The organism is Herbidospora sp. NBRC 101105, from assembly GCF_030269205.1.
Taxonomy (GTDB): domain Bacteria; phylum Actinomycetota; class Actinomycetes; order Streptosporangiales; family Streptosporangiaceae; genus Herbidospora; species Herbidospora solisilvae.
Genome location: NZ_BSSX01000006.1, coordinates 535,869 through 552,154 on the forward strand (window position 1 = coordinate 535,869; position 16,286 = coordinate 552,154).

Consider the following 16,286-nt stretch of genomic DNA (forward strand, 5'->3'; position numbering starts at 1 on the left):
GTAGGCTGGCGTCCATGAGCGGTGACAACGAACGGGCCGCCTACGAACGCGGTACCGGCTTCCTGCTGGCACGCCTGGGCTCGCTCACGGCGCGTTCCTGGACGGCGTTCCTGGCCGAGCATCGGCTGACCCAGGCGCAGTACACCGTGCTGGTCGCGCTCTACCAGCACGGACCGGTGGGCCAGCGGCGCCTGGCTGAGCTCGTCGCGATGGACGCGCGCAACATCGTGCTCGTTCTGGACACACTGGCCGCGGGATGCCTCATTGAACGGCGTCCAGAGGACACCGATCGCCGACGCCGCACCGTCACCCTCACCGGCAAGGGAAACGCCCTACTCGCGACCGTCGCCGACGCGGCGGCCACCGAACAAGACCGATTCCTCCACGCCTTGAACGCCACCGACCGCGAGCGACTCAACCACTTGTTGCAGCGCCTCTACGACTCCCACATACCACCAGGTGATCTGACCGGGTGAGCGCCCGCCGCCCGCATGACTGGGAAACCGGCCACGGGTGAACGGGCGCGGCTGGTCGCCGGACCGGCCAAGACCGGCCTGCCGCTGAACGGTGGGGTAGCCCCGTCCGGTCACGCAGCTGGTCGCGGTCCTCACCGGGGAGGATCGCGACCAGCGATGAAGCGACTGACCTAGCCGAGATGCTCGCTGGAGGACTCCACCGTCTGCTTGAAGATGTTCAGGCCGTGGTCCATTCCGGCGCCCATCGGGATGGTGAGGTCGTCCGGTCGCACGTCGTGGATCCATACGAACCGGCTGCGGCCGTCCCCGTGCGGGACGACTTGCATCGACGCGTTGTCGTGTGCGGGCTGCATGGTGCCGCCGATGACCGAGAAGACGAGCCGGCGCGGCTCATCGTCGAGCGCGATGAGCCGCTCCCGTAGCACGGTTCCGTCGGCGAACGTGACGACCCTGACGTCCGGTTCGTCGAGCCGGCTGTCGGTAACGAAGCCCGGCGCCATCCGGACGGGCCCGTCGGTGAAGTCTCTGATGATCGCCCACACGGCCGCGGGGTCGGCATCGATAATGATCTCTTTTTGCACGGAGGCCATGTCTGTCCCTTCTGTAGTGGCGGGAACCGGTGTCGCGCGTTGGCGAGTGTGTCTATGCGGCGACGACGCAGAACTGGTTTCCCTCGGGGTCGGCCAGCACGACCCAACTGTCGAAGCGCCGCACTTCGCTCGCGCCCAGGGCCTGAATCCGGTCGGCCTCGCCTGCCAGGTCATCAGTGAACAGGTCCAGGTGCAGGCGGTTCTTGCCCTCCCGGCCTTCGGGCACGGCCTGCAGGGACAGACCGACGCCACTCTTGTTCGCGTCCTCCAGGTAGGTGGTGCCTTCGTCCGAGGACGCGACCTGGTACCCCGTGACCGCTTGCCAGAAGGCGGTGCTGCCGCCCAGGTCGTTGGTGTCGATGCAGATGTTGCCGATGCTGATGCTCACCAGCGATCCCTCCTGATCTAACTGACGTATCACTTACGCCGGTTATGTAACCTATCATCGCCGATAGCCGGGTAGGCTGCGGGACGTGATGGATGAGCATGTGCCGGACAACCTCGCGACCGGGACGGCGCCGATGCCGCTGCGCGTGATCGAGGAGTTCATCAACACCCGCCGCCGGGACGGCGACGAGATCGCAACCCCGCAACAGCTGGCGACGTGGTTGCACGCCCGCGGCCTCCTGCCGGTCGACACGGTGGTGAACGCCGAGCAGCGCGACCGTGCCGAATGGATCCGCGAGGGACTACGCGCGCTGATCGCCGAGAACAACACCGAGCCGATCTCGAGTCCGCGTCCGGACGGCCTCAACCCCGCCGCCCGCGCCGAACTCGCCGAACTCACCCGCGACTTCCCGCTGATGCTCGACGTGACCGTTTCCCCGCCCCGGCTGGCGGCCCGCGCCCGGACGCCAGTGGAGGCGGCGCTGGCCGGGCTCCTCGCCGTCGTGGCCGAGGCCGTGGCGGAAGGCACCTGGACCCGGCTGAAGGCCTGCCGCGAGCCGAGCTGCCGATGGGCCTACTACGACCACTCCCGCAATCGGCGCCGGACCTGGTGCTCCATGGACATCTGCGGGAACCGCGCCAAAGCCCGCGCCTCTCACCACCGCAGGTCCACCGCGCCCTTGACCACGGGCCAGTCGACAAACCGTTGACCGCGCGCCGTCGCCAGGCCGGTCTCGCGCTCCGTCCGGATCCGCTCAAGATCCGAGCGCAGCTCGTCGCAGCAGAAGGCGCAGCGCGGTGTGCCGGGACAGGGCGACGGCCGGCGCGGATAAGACGCGCACGCCGGCTCGTCCGGCCAGTTCACGGACCACCGCACCGATCTGCGAGGTCAGACGTGGTGTACGCCGCTGGTAACGCTCCAGCACCCCAGGCAGTTGTTCACGGAAGGTCCGACGGCAGCCACGCGTCGGGCAGACCAGACGGCGGATCCGCACCACCACCTTCTAACGGGTGGTCGTGGTCTTGGTGGTGACGGTCTCCTGGATCCTTCCGTCCTTGACGACCTCTTGGCGATCTTCGGTGCGGGTCGGATTGTTGTTCCTGTCGAACTGTTCGACGTGCGTGGATTTGAGGCCGTCCGGTGCGCGCGAGACATCCGTTTTGGTGGTTCCGTTTCGGTCCCAGTGCTCCGTATGGACGGTGGTCGTGCCGTCCGGCTTCGTGGTCTGCCACTTCATGTCGGTCGAGGTCAGCTTGTCGTCCTTGTCGTAGTGTTTGGTGAACTCGACCGGACCTTCCTTGGTCGACCAGCCGTGGGTGAACGTCCTCTCCCCGTTCACGTCCCTGTGGTCGGAGAAGGTGTCGGTCCTTCCGTCGGCCCCATGCTCCTGCCACCTTTCCGTGCTCCCGGCGAACTTCCCCTTGTCGTCGTAGTTGTCGATGCGGCTGTGTTCGTTTCCGTTCTCGTCCCGCCACCGGTCGTTGCCGTAGAGCTTGTTGTCGTGGGCGTCGCGCGTGATCGAACGCTCGTGCTGCGTTCCGTCGGCTCCCTTCTCCTTCCAGCTCTCCGTCGAACGGTCCCTGACCCCGTTCTCGAAGTGGTCCGTCTTCACGTGCGTGTTGCCGTTCCGGTCCTGCCAGGTCTCCGAATGCGCGACCGTCTTGTTTCCGACCGTTTCCTTCGTGTGGTCGTGAAAGGTTCCGTCGCTCGCCTTCTCCCTCCAGGTTTCGGTGCTCCCTGTCTTCTCGCCCTTGGAGTTGTGGTGGTCGGTGACGGTGTGCTTGTTTGCGTCCTTCTGCGTGGCGGCGTGGTGATCGGAGGTGGACGCCGAATCCTTCGACGGGGCGTGGTCCCGGTGCACGGTGTCGATGTCGCTTCGGGTGTTCGGCGATCCGCCGTCCGTGCGGTGGTCCTGCGTGTTCGGCAGCGAGGGCCGATCCTGACCGTCGCGGGTGGAGCCGCTCGCCTGGTCGTTCCGCTGGTTCCGCTCCTGACGGTCGTCCGAAGTCAGGCTTGGGCGTTCTGAACTCTTGGCGTTGTCGGTCTCTCCGGACTTCTCCGTCGGTTGTCTCGTCTGCTCCACGTCACGCTCGCCCATGGCGCTCCGTCCCAATCGGTTGCCGGGTTCCTATGAAGGAAGGCGGGTTCCGCCTTTCAGCCAGTCGGCGGGCACGGAAGTGGAGGAGCCGGTGCCGCCGCGGAGAGTGGTCTGCTGTTCGAGTCGGGAGTCCGGGGTCTCCTTCTGGTCGCCGGAGGACTCGTGCCTGCCTCCTGAGTCCTTCTGCTCGGGGAAGCCGCCTCCGAGGCTGATGCCCGAGCCGAATTTCGTCTGCTCCGTTCCCTTGCCCAGCATGTCGTTGCCCAGGGACTTGGTCGCGGAGAGGTCGGCCCGGCCCCCCGTACCGATGCCGATCTCCAGAGCCTGGGAACCGCGCGAGGAGGACGACTGCGCCTCGGCCAGTTGTGCGCCGGCCGAATCGTAGGCGCGCCTCAACGCGGCGGCGCATTCGGAGGCCCCGGTGATGTTGGACCTCTCCATGTTCTCCGCCGCCAGCAGCGCCATCGCACGGCTGGATTCCTCGAACCGGTCCAGGGCGTCGCGCCCATCCGTGCCGCCGCCCAGGAGCTTCGCCATCACAGACCCGCCTCGCCCATCACCCGGGCCAGGATGCGCCGGATCGTGCGGGGCGCCTTGCGGTCGTCGTCGGCGAGCATCTGCTGCTCGAAGCACAGGCACACCCGCCGCGCCGCGACGTCGAGAGCGGCCCGGCTCTCCTCCGGCATGTCCTCCGCGGGGAATTCGATCATCTCGTACGCGGCGTCCTGGCACACCTCCCAGGTCTGGCGTCGCCGTTTGTCCTCGGAGGAGGCGTCCGCGTGGTCGGCCTCCAGCCATCCCGTCCGGTACCGGCGTCCCGCCACCAGATCGGCCACCGCCGAGCGGTAGAGGCACAGGGGCGGATCCTGCGTACACACCAGATGGCACGCCGGATACGGCTCGAACCGGCGGGCGGACAGGCGATGGACCGTCTGGCGCAACACGTCGATCAGGGCCGCCGTGTTCCGGCCGGCGGCGTCGAGCCTGTCGAGGAGCAGGGCGCGGAGCCGGTCGCGGAACTCGGCGGTGTCGGCGTAGGTCCAGGCGCCCTGGATCCCTCGCCGGGTGGCCAGCCAGTCGGCGCCGTGTCCCGCGAAGGCGCGCAGCAGCGCCTCGTCGGGGACGGCGGACGGACGCCGGGCGCGCACGGCGGCCGTCAGGTCGTCCCACAACCGGTCGAACGCCCCGGGATCGTCGATGGCGGAGGTCACCAGCCGCGACAGGACACGCTGCGCGTAGGTGTCGGCGGCCAGGGCCCTGGCCGCGTCGCAGACGGGCGGCGCGGCGCACGTCTCGCCACAGAAGGGACGGCTCAGGAAGAGCGGCGCGAAGGAGCCCTCCTCGCGCCAGCGTGCCATGTGCTCCCGCACCTGGGCGTCGGGCGGCGGTTGCGGCGCGAGGGCGTCCTTGACCGGCGGGACCCGGACCATCAGGGGCGCGTCCTCGCCGCCGCTGAAGACGACGGCCTGGCCGGTCCGCAGGGTGGTCAGGGCCTTGGCCTGCGGTTCGTCCATGGCCATCGCTCCGGCCAGCGCGACGCGGTCGTCGGCGGAGATGATCCGGTGCGCGATCTTCAGGTTGGTGTTCTTGATGACGTCGGGCGCGAGCCGTACCGGGATCTGGTCGGCGATGATCACACCCTGGCCGTACGCGCGGATCTCGGACAGCAGATTGGAGAAGGTCTCCACGGCCTGGCCGCGTGGATTCGCCGACTCCTCGGACGACTGGGCGGGCACGTTCGCCAGCAGGCGGTGCGCCTCCTCGACGACCAGCAGATGCGTCAGGTCCTGCGACTGCCCTCGCGCGCGGCGGTGCTCGACCAGGCGGATCAGCAGCAACCCGGCGAAGAACGCCTTGTCGCCCTCGTCGCCGAGAGCGTCGAGTTCGACCACGGTCGGCCGTTCGAACAGCACCTGCGGCGGCAGTGACCTGGCCACGTCCAGCATCGAGCCCTTCGCGCCGCGGCGCAGCGACTCCAGCCGGGTCAGCAGGGACGCCCGCATGTCGCCCGCGATGCGGTCGTCGTAGCCGAGGGCGGGGATGACCTCGCCGACCTTGGCCACCAGGTCGGACAGGGTGGGGAACACGTCGGACGTCGCGTCGGGCCCGGGTTCGTCCAGCCGGGTGTTCTCGTTCGTGCGCAGATCCCAGCCGCGGTCGAGGTAGATCTCGTGCAGGCAGCGTTCGAGGATCTGGGGCAGGGGCGTCCACATGCCGAACGAGGCCATGAAGACGGCCCGCAACAGGTCGAGGTGCTCCCCGACGGTCGTGCCGGGCGGCACCTCGAACGGGTTGAGCACGAAGGGCGCCACCATGGCCTTGCCGGCGGTGAAGACCTGCATCCCGCGGCCCAGGACGGGATGGCCGATCAGCGCGCGGTACTCGGTCTTGGCCGGCTCGATCACCATGAAGGGCACGTCGTGCGAGGCGGCCTCCAGCAGCAGCCCCATGATGGTGTTCGTCTTGCCCGCGCCGGTGGTGCCCGGGACGAAGACGTGACGGGTGAGCGAGCGCAGCGGGGCCCGGTAGGCGCCGCCCGTGGCCCGCAGGTGCTGCATCACCTCCCCGACGACCAGGTGCGGCGACCGGTCGTCGACCGAGGGGACGACCGTGTCGAACCGTGGTGCCGGGCTGATCGCGAAGCCCGGGGTCTCCACGTTGGGCAGGTGCACGTAAGCCGCGAGCTGGGCCGAGCTCAGCAGGGTCTGCGCGCCGTAGGGATGCCGGTAGAGGTTCGGGCCCGGCTGCTCGCCGACGTCGGGCAGCGCCCAGCCCGTGCCCAGTTCGGCGGCGAGCGGGTGTGCGATCGTGCGTACCGGTTCCGGAAGGGACTTCACACCGGAGTGCACCGCCCGCCACGCGGCGCTCAACGCCGCCAGGTCGCCGGCCCGCTCCCCGAACAGGTAGACGGCCGTACGCCAGCCGCCTCGGGCCTGCGCGTCGGCGAGCGCCTCCAGCCTGGCCTTCAGCATGGCGAGATAGTGCTCGGCCAGCGGGCTGGCGACGCCGCCTGCCTCCACGGCCGAGGCCACCGACCGCATCTCGTTGAGCACGAGGTTCCGGTCGGCGCCGAGCGTGTCGCCGTCGGCGGGCGTCGCGAGCACGAGCGCGGCCCAGCGCAGGCCGTTCATCGAGCGCACCAGCCGGTCGACCGGCAAGGCGCCGTCCCGGGGATCGATCGCCGGAGGGCTGGGCACGCCCAGACCGAGCGCCCCGTACGGCAGCCGCGACGCCGCCACCCCCGCCGCGGCCAGGCTCAGGGCGGGGTAACACCCGTCGAGCACGGCGAGCAACGTCGCCTGCCGCGCGTCGAGTCCGGCCTCGTCCACACCGTCCCGCGCCCACGTGCCGAGCCGTACCGACACGTTCTGGTCGTGGCCGTCCAGGAGGAAGGCCACCGGCGCACGCGCTCCGGCCAGGCCGACGAGCAGCGGCAGAATCGGGAGTTCCGGGTTCGAGCCGGCCCGTCCGCCGTCCTCCGAGGCGGCGGACGAGACCGCCGGCGCGCGCAGGGGTTCCCCGGCCCCCGCGACCCGGACGACCCGCCGGACGTCGAACGGCGTCGTGCCGCCCGGAACTCCGGACAGGGGCGGCACGAGCCGGGCGCGCTGGAGGTAGTCGACGGCGGCGGTGCTCACGGGATCGGCGGTCATGGCATCTCCGGCGGCCAGGGGGCCGAGCACATGGAGACGGCGACGCTCAGGATGATGGTGACGACGACCACGAAACCGACGAGAACGGCGATCATCAAGGCCGTGCGCGCGACGCGGTAGTCCTTCGCCCGGACATACGCGTTGGTCGTGAGGTTGGTGAGCTCCTGGACGCGGAGCGTGCCGTCACGCCAGACGCCCCGCACGCTGACCTCGTCGCCGTTGCTCAGCGCCCCGACGAAGGTCAGGCCCTTCATCTCCACCGGCACGGGGGCCAGCCGGTTGCCGCTCGCGTCATGGCGTTCGATCCGGAAGTGCCACGACTCCATCTCCATGTCGCCGCTCGTCATCGAACGCTCACGGCGTGGCTGGAAATCGCGCACGACCCCCCTGACACAGGAGTCCTGCCAGGCTTGCTGCACGTATGCCGTCCGCATGGGCGGAGGAGGCGTCCACACCGGCGGCTGCGGCGCCGTGCCGACGGACCGGGCGACAGGCGGCGGACGTCCGGCGGCGTCCGCCGGTACGCCGCAGGCCGGGCAGCGGCCCGACCCCGAAGGCACCGGTTCCCCACAGCCGGGGCACGGCCGGGTGAGCCCCGCCCGGCACTGTTCGCAGTAGCCGTAGCCTGCCGAATTCACATATCCACAGGATTGGCAGCGCATAGTTCCCCCAGGTCACCAGGCTAGCCGCTGCCCAATCGCCGGGACCTGCCCCCGAACGGCCACCCCCTCCGACGCGCTGAACCCCGTATCCGTCTGAATGTTCGGCCGATGACGTCGCCTGTCCGGAGGCGCCCGGCACCCGGCTTCGGCAAAGGCGCCGGGGAACACTCCGGCGGGCGATCTGGGGTTCCTTGCCGGTCCGATGGAGACAAACACGATCCTGGACTCTCATCGCACCGGCGATCTAGCCGATCGTGAACAAGCGGTCGCCCGGCGACTATTCATTGAATGTATAGTCTCCGCCATGACAACTGGTCATGTGCTACTTGGTTTTCTCGTCGAGCGCCCGAAACACGGCTACGAGCTCAAGAAGGAGCACGATCACCGGCTCGCCGGCGCCAAGCCGCTGGCGTACGGACAGGTCTACGCCACACTGCAGCGCCTGGAACGCGACGGCCTGGCGGAGGTGGCCGAGACCCAGCAGGAGGGCGGCCCCGAACGCACCCTCTACGCGATCACCGAGAACGGCAGGGCCGAGCTGGAGCGGTGGCTGAACGCCGTCGAGCCGTCGGCGCCGTATGTCGCCAGCCCCTTGTTCGCCCGGGTCGCCGTCGCGGGGAAGGCCGTCGACGGCTACCTCGTGCGGCAGCGCGAGGCCCACCTGGCCCGCATGCGTGAGCTGACCGCCGAGAAGGCGACCGGCGCGCCCGCCCAGGTGCTGGCGGCCGACTACGCGCTTCAGCACCTTGACGCCGACCTGCGCTGGATCGAGACCGCTCTCGCGCGGATGAAGGAGCACAACCATGCTTGAGGCCCGGAACCTGGGCAAGTCGTTCGGCCGGACCACGGCGCTGACCGACGTCTCACTGACCGTCGCCGCGGGCGAGATCGTCGCCGTCACGGGCCCGAGCGGCGCGGGCAAGTCGACGGTGCTGCACTGCCTGGCCGGGGTCGTCCGGCCGGAGTCCGGCGAGGTCGTCCTGGACGGCAGGCGGATCGACACCCTGCCGGAGGCGGAGCTGACCAGGCTGCGGCGCGAGAGCTTCGGTGTCGTCTTCCAGTCCGGCGAACTGGTGCCCGAGCTGACCGCGGCCGAGAACGTCGCGCTGCCGATGTTGTTCAACCGGCACGGCAGGCCGGAGGCCATGACCGCCGCCGCGCAGTGGCTGGACCGGCTGGAGGTCTCCGACTGCGCCGGCCGGCGCACGGGCGAGCTGTCCGGGGGGCAGCGCCAGCGGGTGGCCGTCGCGCGGGCGCTGGTGACCGGTCCGCGCGTGGTCTTCGCCGACGAGCCCACCGGCGCACTCGACACGATCGGCGGCGAGCAGGTCATGAACGCGCTGATCGGCACGGCCCGCGCCGGACGTACCGCAGTCGTCCTGGTCACGCACGACAACCGGGTGGCCGCCTACGCCGATCGCGAGATCGTGCTCCGCGACGGAGCGGTGCTGGCGGGGGTGCCGCGATGATCACCGTGCTGCGGATGCTGAACAGGGGACGCTCGGGCGCCGAACGGGTGCGCGCCCGGCTGGTGGCCGCGGGCGCGGCGCTGGCGACCTTCCTGGTCTGCACGGCCGTCAGCCTGGCGGACTACCAGGATGAAGGCGGTTCGCTGACCGGGCTCGGACTGGCCCTGCTGGCCGTGCCGGTCGCCGGGCTGGTTCACCAGGCCAACCGGCTGGCCTCGGCCACCAGGGAGCGGCGGCTGGCCGCCCTGCGCCTGGCGGGGGCGACGCCGGGCGACGTGCGGTGGCTGGGCGCCCTGGAAGGAGGCGCGCTGGCACTGGGCGGGTCGCTGGGCGGCGGCGTGCTCTACGTGCTCACCCATCTCTCCGGGCCGCTGCCTCAGGTGCCCCTGGTCATGGCCGTGGTGACGCTGGGCGGCGTCCTGTCGGGGGCACGCGCCGGTCGGCACGTCGTCGCCTCCCCGCTGGGAGTGACCCGCCGTGCGCGCGTGCGGGGGCCGCGCGTGCGCGACCTGCTCCTGGTCGCGGCGGGCCTCGGCCTCTTCGTCCTCGGAGTCGTGGTGAAGGGCCGGTTTCCGCTCGTCGGCAAGTACGGGTCCGCGGTGGCCGTGGCGGCCGGTCTGGTGCTGCTGCTGTTCGGCGTGACCCTGGCCGCGACCTGGCTGATCAGGGCGTACGCCCGCCGGGCCGGCCGTCGCGCCCGCACGGCGGAGGCGCTGCTGGCCGCGCGCCTGGTCGAGGCGGACCCGCGCGCGTGGGCCAGGGCCCTGTCCGTGGTGAGCCTGACGGTGTTCTTCGGCGCCGGGATCGGAGCCCAGCAGGCCGCGGTCGGCTACCTCCAGGCCCACACGCTGATGGACGTCGCGCTCCTGGTGGCCCTGGTGACCTCGGCGGTCGCTCTGGTGGTGCACCAGGCGGAGGAACTGATCGACCTTCGCCGCTCGTTCGCGGCCCTCGCCGCCTCCGGGGTGCCGGAGCGGTCGCTCGGCAGGGTCCTCGTGCGGCAGGCGGTCATGGCCGGGTTGCCCGTCTGCGTGGTGGCGGCCCTCTCAGGGGTCGCGGTGGTGGTCGTGAGCCTTCTGGACGTCTATCGCGTCGAGTGGCTCGGCTGGGCCGTCGCCAGGGCCACGGCCATGGCCGGCATCGGAGTGCTCGCCGCGGCGCTCGTCGCCCTGGCGGCCCGCCCGCTGCTGCGCGGCGCACTCCGCTTCGAGACGCGGACCTGACGCCGGTCCACCGATGACCCTCGGGCGGGCCGGACGGCCCACCCGAGGGGGACGGACTACGGGGCCGGGTAGTCGGTGATGTACACCGGCGAACCGACCCGCGTCAGGTCGGCCGGGCCGCCCACGCCGTTGACGACGTGGTCGATGATGCCGGCGCTGAGGTTGACGGTCATGATGTGGTGCAGCTTGATGCCCGGACGGTCCGGCACCTCGAAGCCGTTCTCGGTGTGGATCGACGGGTTGTTCTGGTTGAAGACGTAGACGCCGCCGCCGTAGAGCTGGTGCTTCTGGACGCCGTTGCCGACCTTGTAGCCGGCGTAGCCCTCGACGTCGCCGTTCATCCAGTCGGCCTGGGTCGGCGGGTCGTAGGGCAGCTCGTTCTGGTAGAGGATCGTGGTGCCGTTCTCACCGTTCCAGATCGTGTTGTAGCGCTGGAAGTGCTCGACGAACAGGCCGGTCGCGGTCACGTTGTCGCCGTTGATGATGGCGCCGTTGCGGCCGTCGTTGGTGTTCCACCGCTCGGTGTCGGTGAAGCCCTCGACACCGTGGTCGGCCCGCCACACCCAGGTGTGGTCGATGAGCACGTTGTCGGTGTTGACCTCGAGCGCGGTGTTGGTCCTGCCGACGTGCGGGCCGCCGACGCGGAAGTACACGTCGGACAGGGTCGTCGGGTTGTCGGCCGGGTTGTTGCTCCGCTTGTCCTTCTTGCCGACCTTCAGCAGCACCTGGGACTTCTTGAGACCCGCGTCGATGGTCACGCCGGCGAAGATCACACTGGGCACGTCGGAGATCTCGACCGGGGTCGCGCCGTTGACGGCGGTGAGCGTGGCGTGCCCGATGCCCAGGACGACCGTGCCGGCGCGCTTGATGTCGATGGTGCGCTCGACGTCGTACACGCCGGGGGTGAGCAGCAGGTGCTTGCCGTCCTGCAGCGCCTTGTTGATGTCCTTCACCGAGTCCGACGGCGTGGCGACGAAGAAGTCGCTGAGCGGCAGGGTGTAACCCGGGGTCAGGCCATTGGCCCACGTGATGCCGCGGGAGTTCTTCTGGACCGCGGGCACCCGGACCTGGTACTCGCCCTCGGCGTCCACGAACAGGTAGGGCTTCTCCCGGCTGACGGGGTTGGTGTCGAGCGTGGTGTAGGGCGGGCTCGGGAACGTGGCGTCGTCGGGGGCGCCGACGGTGCCCGCGAACACCTGGTTCCACACGGCGTTGGACCAGCTGGCGACCTCGCTGTCGCGGGTCAGCCACTGCTGCTGCGAGCCGTTGACGACGGCCGGCAGCTTGGAGTCGGCGATGAAGCCGCCGCTGGCGTACTGCGGCCCGGCGGTGCAGTAGTCCATCAGCGACAGGGTGCCGCCGGTGACGTTGAGCCGGCGCATGGACACCGCCTGGGAGACGGCCCAGAAGTTCGTTCCGGTACGGCAGCCCTCCGAACCCTTGCCGGTGATGTTGATCGACAGGTTCGAGATGGTGCGCCAGAAGTTGGTCAGCGCGATGCAGTTGGTCGGGGTCAGGCAGCGGTTGTAGACCTCGACCTTGCCGTTGATGACGACGTCGGTGGGCGAGGCGCCCAGACCCGCGATCTCGGTGTAGTAGCCGACCTTGAAGTGCAGCGGCTGCTCGGCGGTGCCGTAGGTGCCCGGCTTGAAGAAGTAGGCGTGCCGGGTGGTGCCCATCTCGTTGTCCACCTGGGCGGCGTGCGCCGCGTCCAGGGTCGCCTGGATCGTGCCCAGCGGCATGCTCGGGTCGAAGACGGTGACGTTCGGGCCGAGGTCGGTCGTCGGGGCCGCCGCGGTGGCGGCGGGGCCCGTCGCCACGACGGAGGTCGCCAGTAACAGCCCCAACGCGAACAGCCTGCCGAGGGACGGCCGGCGGGTGGTCCTCATGGTTCGTTCCTTCCTTGGGGGGAGCACCACCGATCTTTGAGAGCGCTCTCTTAAAGGTCAATACCTAGCGGGAAACTAACGTCACGTCTTTTTTCATCGTCTGTGAAAACGGGCGGGCGGCGCGGTGCTGGAGCGCACCTCCAGCCGGGTCGCCAGCTCCACCCGGTCCTCGCCCGGGGCCGCGCCGGAGGCCAGGGCCAGCACCATCCGCGCGGCGGCCGCGCCCATCTTCTGCAACGGCTGCCGCACGGTGGTCATCGGCGGGTCGGCCCACTGCGCCAGCGGCAGATCGTCGAACCCGACGACGCTCAGGTCCTCGGGCACCCGCAGCCCCGCCCGGTGGGCCGCCTGGTAGACCCCCAGCGCCTGCAGGTCGTTGGCGGCGAAGACGGCGGTCGGCGGCTCGGGCAGCTCCAGCAGCGCCGTGCCCTGCATCCGGCCGCCCTCCACGTACAGCGGGGCGGTGCGCACCAGGCCGGGATCGGCGGGCACGCCGGCCGCGTCCAGAGCGGCACGGTAGCCGTCGAGACGGGCCCGGCAGCACATCAGCGTGCCGGGGCCGTTGACCATGGCGATGCGGCGGTGGCCCAGCTCCAGCAGGTGGCGGGTGGCCGAGAGGCCGCCGTTCCAGTTCGTCGCCCCCACGGAGGGCACGCCGTGCTCGGGCTCGCCGCGCGGATCCAGCGCGATCAGCGGGATGTTGCGGCTGGCCAGGCGGTCGCGATGGCGTTCGGCGATGTCGGCCGAGACCGCGATGACGCCGAGCGGCCGGCGGGCGAGCACCTGGTCGATCCAGCCCGCGTGCGGGGAGCGCCGCCCGCGCATGTCGGTCAGCCCCAGCACCATCCCGTACGCCTGCGTGACCTCGTCCATGCCCCGGATCAGTTCCAGCGCCCACAGGCTGTCGAGCGACTCGAAGACCACCTCGACGACCGCGCTCGACTCGCCGGTGTCCGGACGGCGACGCCAGCCGTGCTCCCTGACCAGGTCCTCGATCCGGCGGCGGGTGCTGCTGGCCACCCCGGGATGGCCGTTGATCACCTTGGAGACGGTCGGGGCGGACACGCCGGCCAGCTTGGCGATGTGCGCGAGCGTGACCTCCTGGCGGGGATGCGGGTCGCGGGGGATAGCGGTCACGCGGAGATTCTACGAATCGGCCGGAAAGTGTCGTGAAAGTTGCAGAATCATTCGCCGTGGAAAGGCCGCTGAGCTGCACGAAACGCTTTCTCTCCGCAGGACGCCTGTCGTCCGGGGCCGGTGCGGTCGCAAGATGCGAGTCCCATGCTCACGGGTTGAGAGGACGCCACGTGAACACCTCAGGCCGGATGCGGCTATCGGCGGCGGCACTGGCCGTCGCCCTCGCCGCCGCCTCGATCACCGCGCTGACCGCCGCGGGAACCGCGCACGCCGTCGCCCGCCCGGCGCTCGGCCAGAACATCAAGGTCAACCAGGTCGCGTACGCGCCCGGCGCAGCCAAACACGCCACCGTCGTCAGCGGTTCGGGCTCGCCGCTGAGCTGGAGCCTGCTGAACGGCTCGGACCAGGTGGTGGCCACCGGCACCACGGCCGTCTTCGGCGCCGACTCGGCCTCGGGAGACACCGTCCACAAGATCGACTTCTCGTCGTACACGGGAACCGGCACGAACTTCGTGCTCACCGTGAACAACGAGTCCAGCCACCCCTTCGACATCGGCACGACCGCCTGGAAGAAGCTGCCCTACGACGCGCTGGCGTTCTTCTACCACCAGCGCAGCGGCATCGCGATCACCGCCCAGTACGCCGGCGGCGCCCAGTACGCCCGCGCCGCCGGCCACCTGAACGTCGCCCCCAACCAGGGCGACGCCAACGTGCCCTGCCGCACCGACTGCGGCTACCGGCTGGACGTGCGCGGCGGCTGGTACGACGCCGGCGACCACGGCAAGTACGTCGTCAACGGTGGCATGTCCGCCTGGCAGCTCGTCAACACCTACGAGCGGGCCAGGAACGTCCCCGGCGCCGACCCCGCGGCCTTCGGCGACGGCACCATGTCCATCCCCGAGCGCGGCAACGGGGTGCCCGACATCCTCGACGAGGCCCGCTGGGAGATCGACTTCCTGCTGAAGATGCAGGTCCCGGACGGCCGGTCGCTGGCCGGCATGGCCCACCACAAGATGCACGACACCAACTGGACCGGCCTGCCCCTGCTGCCCGCCCAGGACCCCCAGCCCCGCGTGCTGTCGGCGCCCAGCACCGCCGCCACCCTGAACCTGGCCGCCGCGGCCGCCCAGTGCGCCCGCGTGTGGGCCTCGATCGACTCGGCCTTCTCCACCCGCTGCCTGACCGCCGCCGAGAAGGCCTACGCCGCGGCCAAGGCCAACCCGTCCCGCTTCGCCCCCACCTCCGACGACGTGGGCGGCGGCTCCTACGTCGACAACAAGGTGACCGACGAGTTCTACTGGGCCGCCGCCGAGCTCTACACCACGACCGGCAAGCAGACCTACCGCAACGACCTGACCGCCTCCCCGCTGTACTACGGCCGCAGCTTCACCAACGAGGGCGCGCAGTGGTCGGAGGTCGGCAGCCTGGGAGACATCACCCTGGCGCTGGTCCCCAACGGGCTGACCTCCGCCATCGGCTCGCAGCTGCGCGCCTCCTTCGTCTCGGCGGCCGACGGCCTGCTGAACGTGATGCGCGGCCAGGGCTACCCGGTGCCCTTCCAGCCCGGGGGAGGCGGCTACATCTGGGGGTCCAACAACCTGATCCTCAACAACGCCGTGCTCCTGGCCCTGGCCCACGACTTCACCGGCGCCGAGCGCTTCCGTACGGGGGTGTTCGAGACGATGGCGTACGAGTTCGGCCGCAACCCGATGGGCTACTCCTACGTCACCGGCTACGGCGACAAGCCCTCACGCAACGTCCACCATCGCTTCTGGGCCAACCAGCTCGACGCGTCCCTGCCGATCGCACCGCCCGGTTCCCTGGCCGGCGGCCCCAACAGCGGCCTCCAGGACCCCGTCGCGCAACAACGCCTCAGCGGGTGTCGGCCGCAGAAGTGCTACGTGGACGACATCGACGCCTGGTCGGTGAACGAGGTCGCCATCAACTGGAACGCGGTTTTGGCCTGGGTGGGAGCGTGGACGGCAGAGAAGTCCGGCCCCAACGGTCCTTCGCCGTCCCCGTCGCCGTCCCCGTCGCCGTCCCCGTCGCCGTCCCCGTCGCCGTCCCCGTCGCCGTCCCCGTCCCCTTCACCTTCGCCCTCCCCGTCACCCTCGCCTTCTCCTTCTCCGAGCCCGAGCCCCAGCCCGTCGCCGTCTCCCAGTGCCGGGCGAGCCTGCTCCGCGACCTACACCGTCGTCAACCAGTGGCCCACCGGCTTCGGAGCCTCCGTCGAGGTGAAGAACACCGGCACCATCGCGCTGACCGGCTGGACCGTCGCCTGGACGTTCCCGAACGGCCAGACCATCACGCAGCTGTGGGGCGGCACGCACACCACCAGCGGCTCGGCCGTCACCGTGACGAACCTGTCCTGGAACGGCGCGCTGGCTCCCAACGGGACGACCTCCTTCGGGTTCAACGGAGGTTGGAACGGCGCCAACACGACCCCGACCGCGGTGACCTGCACCGCTCGGTAGGCACGCGGTAGACGATGCGCCGGTGCGGCCCGGGACCGAGTCCAGCCGCACCGGCGCCGACACGATCCGGTGAACCTGGCGGCACTCGTCGCGTGGTCACCCACCGGCTGAGCGTTGCCGCTGAGGCTCCCCGCCCGAGGAAGAAGCCGGTTGTGGCGTCGAGCGTCTCCCCATGGGTGAGGGCATGAAACGAGTCGGGTCCAGGCTGGTTCGCCTGGACCCGACGT

At 70.4% G+C, this 16,286-nt stretch carries 14 protein-coding genes and 2 pseudogenes; 6 read left to right on the forward strand and 10 right to left on the reverse strand.

The features are described 5' to 3' along the window. The first annotated feature begins 14 nt into the window (after positions 1-14). A complete protein-coding gene (locus tag QSK34_RS26300) occupies positions 15-476 on the forward strand; it encodes a MarR family winged helix-turn-helix transcriptional regulator (RefSeq protein WP_161482766.1) in 462 nt (153 codons plus the stop codon). A 170-nt stretch (positions 477-646) separates the two neighbouring features. Here QSK34_RS26300 and QSK34_RS26305 read toward each other — a convergent pair whose 3' ends face one another. Together QSK34_RS26305 and QSK34_RS26310 are read right to left on the reverse strand one after the other, a co-directional pair. Beyond that, a complete protein-coding gene (locus QSK34_RS26305; RefSeq protein WP_161482767.1) occupies positions 647-1,066 on the reverse strand; it encodes an SRPBCC family protein in 420 nt (139 codons plus the stop codon). A gap of 52 nt (positions 1,067-1,118) precedes the next feature. Further along, positions 1,119-1,454, reverse strand: coding sequence for a VOC family protein (locus QSK34_RS26310; protein ID WP_285587647.1), 336 nt, complete (start codon positions 1,452-1,454; stop codon positions 1,119-1,121). Positions 1,455-1,542: 88 nt separating this feature from the next. Here QSK34_RS26310 and QSK34_RS26315 point away from each other — a divergent pair, with 88 nt between their 5' ends. After that, positions 1,543-2,163, forward strand: a complete 621-nt coding sequence (locus QSK34_RS26315; RefSeq protein ID WP_285587806.1) for a CGNR zinc finger domain-containing protein — start codon at positions 1,543-1,545, stop codon at positions 2,161-2,163. Positions 2,164-2,223: 60 nt separating this feature from the next. Here the strand turns inward: QSK34_RS26315 and QSK34_RS26320 are convergent. The 6 genes and pseudogenes from QSK34_RS26320 to QSK34_RS37835 all read right to left on the reverse strand — a co-directional run. After that, positions 2,224-2,454, reverse strand: a pseudogene (locus tag QSK34_RS26320) (ISL3 family transposase); the annotation flags it as partial. 3 nt (positions 2,455-2,457) lie between these two features. Further along, positions 2,458-3,552 carry a hypothetical protein gene (locus tag QSK34_RS26325; protein WP_285587648.1) on the reverse strand — a complete coding sequence of 365 codons (1,095 nt, stop codon included), beginning with the start codon at positions 3,550-3,552 and terminating at the stop codon, positions 2,458-2,460. Positions 3,553-3,582: 30 nt separating this feature from the next. Continuing rightward, entirely contained in the window at positions 3,583-4,089 is a 507-nt protein-coding gene (locus QSK34_RS26330) for a hypothetical protein (RefSeq protein WP_285587649.1), read from the reverse strand. After that, positions 4,089-7,205 (reverse strand): ATP-binding protein, encoded by a 3,117-nt coding sequence (locus QSK34_RS26335; protein WP_285587651.1) that lies wholly within the window; start codon positions 7,203-7,205, stop codon positions 4,089-4,091. Before QSK34_RS26335 ends, QSK34_RS26330 begins: the two co-directional genes overlap by 1 nt. Then, a complete protein-coding gene (locus QSK34_RS26340; RefSeq protein WP_157521636.1) occupies positions 7,202-7,552 on the reverse strand; it encodes a hypothetical protein in 351 nt (116 codons plus the stop codon). The genes QSK34_RS26335 and QSK34_RS26340 overlap by 4 nt, the downstream gene beginning before the upstream one ends. 189 nt (positions 7,553-7,741) lie before the next feature. Continuing rightward, positions 7,742-7,867: pseudogene (locus QSK34_RS37835) on the reverse strand (double zinc ribbon domain-containing protein); the annotation flags it as partial. 304 nt (positions 7,868-8,171) lie between these two features. Here QSK34_RS37835 and QSK34_RS26345 point away from each other — a divergent pair. Genes QSK34_RS26345 through QSK34_RS26355 form a run of 3 tightly spaced genes read left to right on the forward strand, consistent with a single transcriptional unit; the run spans position 8,172 to position 10,559 of the window. Then, positions 8,172-8,678: a PadR family transcriptional regulator gene (locus tag QSK34_RS26345; protein WP_285587653.1), complete on the forward strand. Its 507-nt coding sequence runs from the start codon at positions 8,172-8,174 to the stop codon at positions 8,676-8,678. Beyond that, on the forward strand, positions 8,671-9,336 hold the full coding sequence (locus QSK34_RS26350) for an ABC transporter ATP-binding protein (RefSeq protein ID WP_285587655.1): 666 nt from the start codon (positions 8,671-8,673) through the stop codon (positions 9,334-9,336). Before QSK34_RS26345 ends, QSK34_RS26350 begins: the two co-directional genes overlap by 8 nt. Further along, a complete protein-coding gene (locus QSK34_RS26355; RefSeq protein ID WP_285587657.1) occupies positions 9,333-10,559 on the forward strand; it encodes a hypothetical protein in 1,227 nt (408 codons plus the stop codon). The genes QSK34_RS26350 and QSK34_RS26355 overlap by 4 nt, the downstream gene beginning before the upstream one ends. Before the next feature lie 56 nt (positions 10,560-10,615). On the opposite strand, the gene QSK34_RS26360 is transcribed toward QSK34_RS26355, so the two are convergent. Both QSK34_RS26360 and QSK34_RS26365 read right to left on the reverse strand, forming a co-directional pair. Next, positions 10,616-12,448, reverse strand: a complete 1,833-nt coding sequence (locus QSK34_RS26360) for a pectate lyase-like domain-containing protein (RefSeq protein WP_161482775.1) — start codon at positions 12,446-12,448, stop codon at positions 10,616-10,618. 93 nt (positions 12,449-12,541) lie between these two features. Then, a complete protein-coding gene (locus QSK34_RS26365; RefSeq protein ID WP_285587660.1) occupies positions 12,542-13,585 on the reverse strand; it encodes a LacI family DNA-binding transcriptional regulator in 1,044 nt (347 codons plus the stop codon). A gap of 170 nt (positions 13,586-13,755) precedes the next feature. On the opposite strand from QSK34_RS26365, the gene QSK34_RS26370 reads away from it, so the two are divergent. After that, on the forward strand, positions 13,756-16,059 hold the full coding sequence (locus tag QSK34_RS26370; protein WP_285587662.1) for a glycoside hydrolase family 9 protein: 2,304 nt from the start codon (positions 13,756-13,758) through the stop codon (positions 16,057-16,059). Positions 16,060-16,286 lie beyond the last annotated feature (227 nt).

Excerpts from the sequence above, each read along its gene's own strand:
- QSK34_RS26355 (WP_285587657.1), top strand. The coding sequence starts at position 9,333 with ATGATCACCGTGCTGCGGATGCTGAACAGGGGACGCTCGGGCGCCGAA.
- QSK34_RS26345 (WP_285587653.1), top strand. The coding sequence starts at position 8,172 with ATGACAACTGGTCATGTGCTACTTGGTTTTCTCGTCGAGCGCCCGAAA.
- QSK34_RS26330 (WP_285587649.1), bottom strand. The coding sequence starts at position 4,089 with ATGGCGAAGCTCCTGGGCGGCGGCACGGATGGGCGCGACGCCCTGGAC.
- QSK34_RS26340 (WP_157521636.1), bottom strand. The coding sequence starts at position 7,552 with ATGACGAGCGGCGACATGGAGATGGAGTCGTGGCACTTCCGGATCGAA.
- QSK34_RS26350 (WP_285587655.1), top strand. The coding sequence starts at position 8,671 with ATGCTTGAGGCCCGGAACCTGGGCAAGTCGTTCGGCCGGACCACGGCG.
- QSK34_RS26325 (WP_285587648.1), bottom strand. The coding sequence starts at position 3,552 with ATGGGCGAGCGTGACGTGGAGCAGACGAGACAACCGACGGAGAAGTCC.
- QSK34_RS26300 (WP_161482766.1), top strand. The coding sequence starts at position 15 with ATGAGCGGTGACAACGAACGGGCCGCCTACGAACGCGGTACCGGCTTC.
- QSK34_RS26315 (WP_285587806.1), top strand. The coding sequence starts at position 1,543 with ATGGATGAGCATGTGCCGGACAACCTCGCGACCGGGACGGCGCCGATG.
- QSK34_RS26305 (WP_161482767.1), bottom strand. The coding sequence starts at position 1,066 with ATGGCCTCCGTGCAAAAAGAGATCATTATCGATGCCGACCCCGCGGCC.
- QSK34_RS26335 (WP_285587651.1), bottom strand. The coding sequence starts at position 7,205 with ATGACCGCCGATCCCGTGAGCACCGCCGCCGTCGACTACCTCCAGCGC.
- QSK34_RS26360 (WP_161482775.1), bottom strand. The coding sequence starts at position 12,448 with ATGAGGACCACCCGCCGGCCGTCCCTCGGCAGGCTGTTCGCGTTGGGG.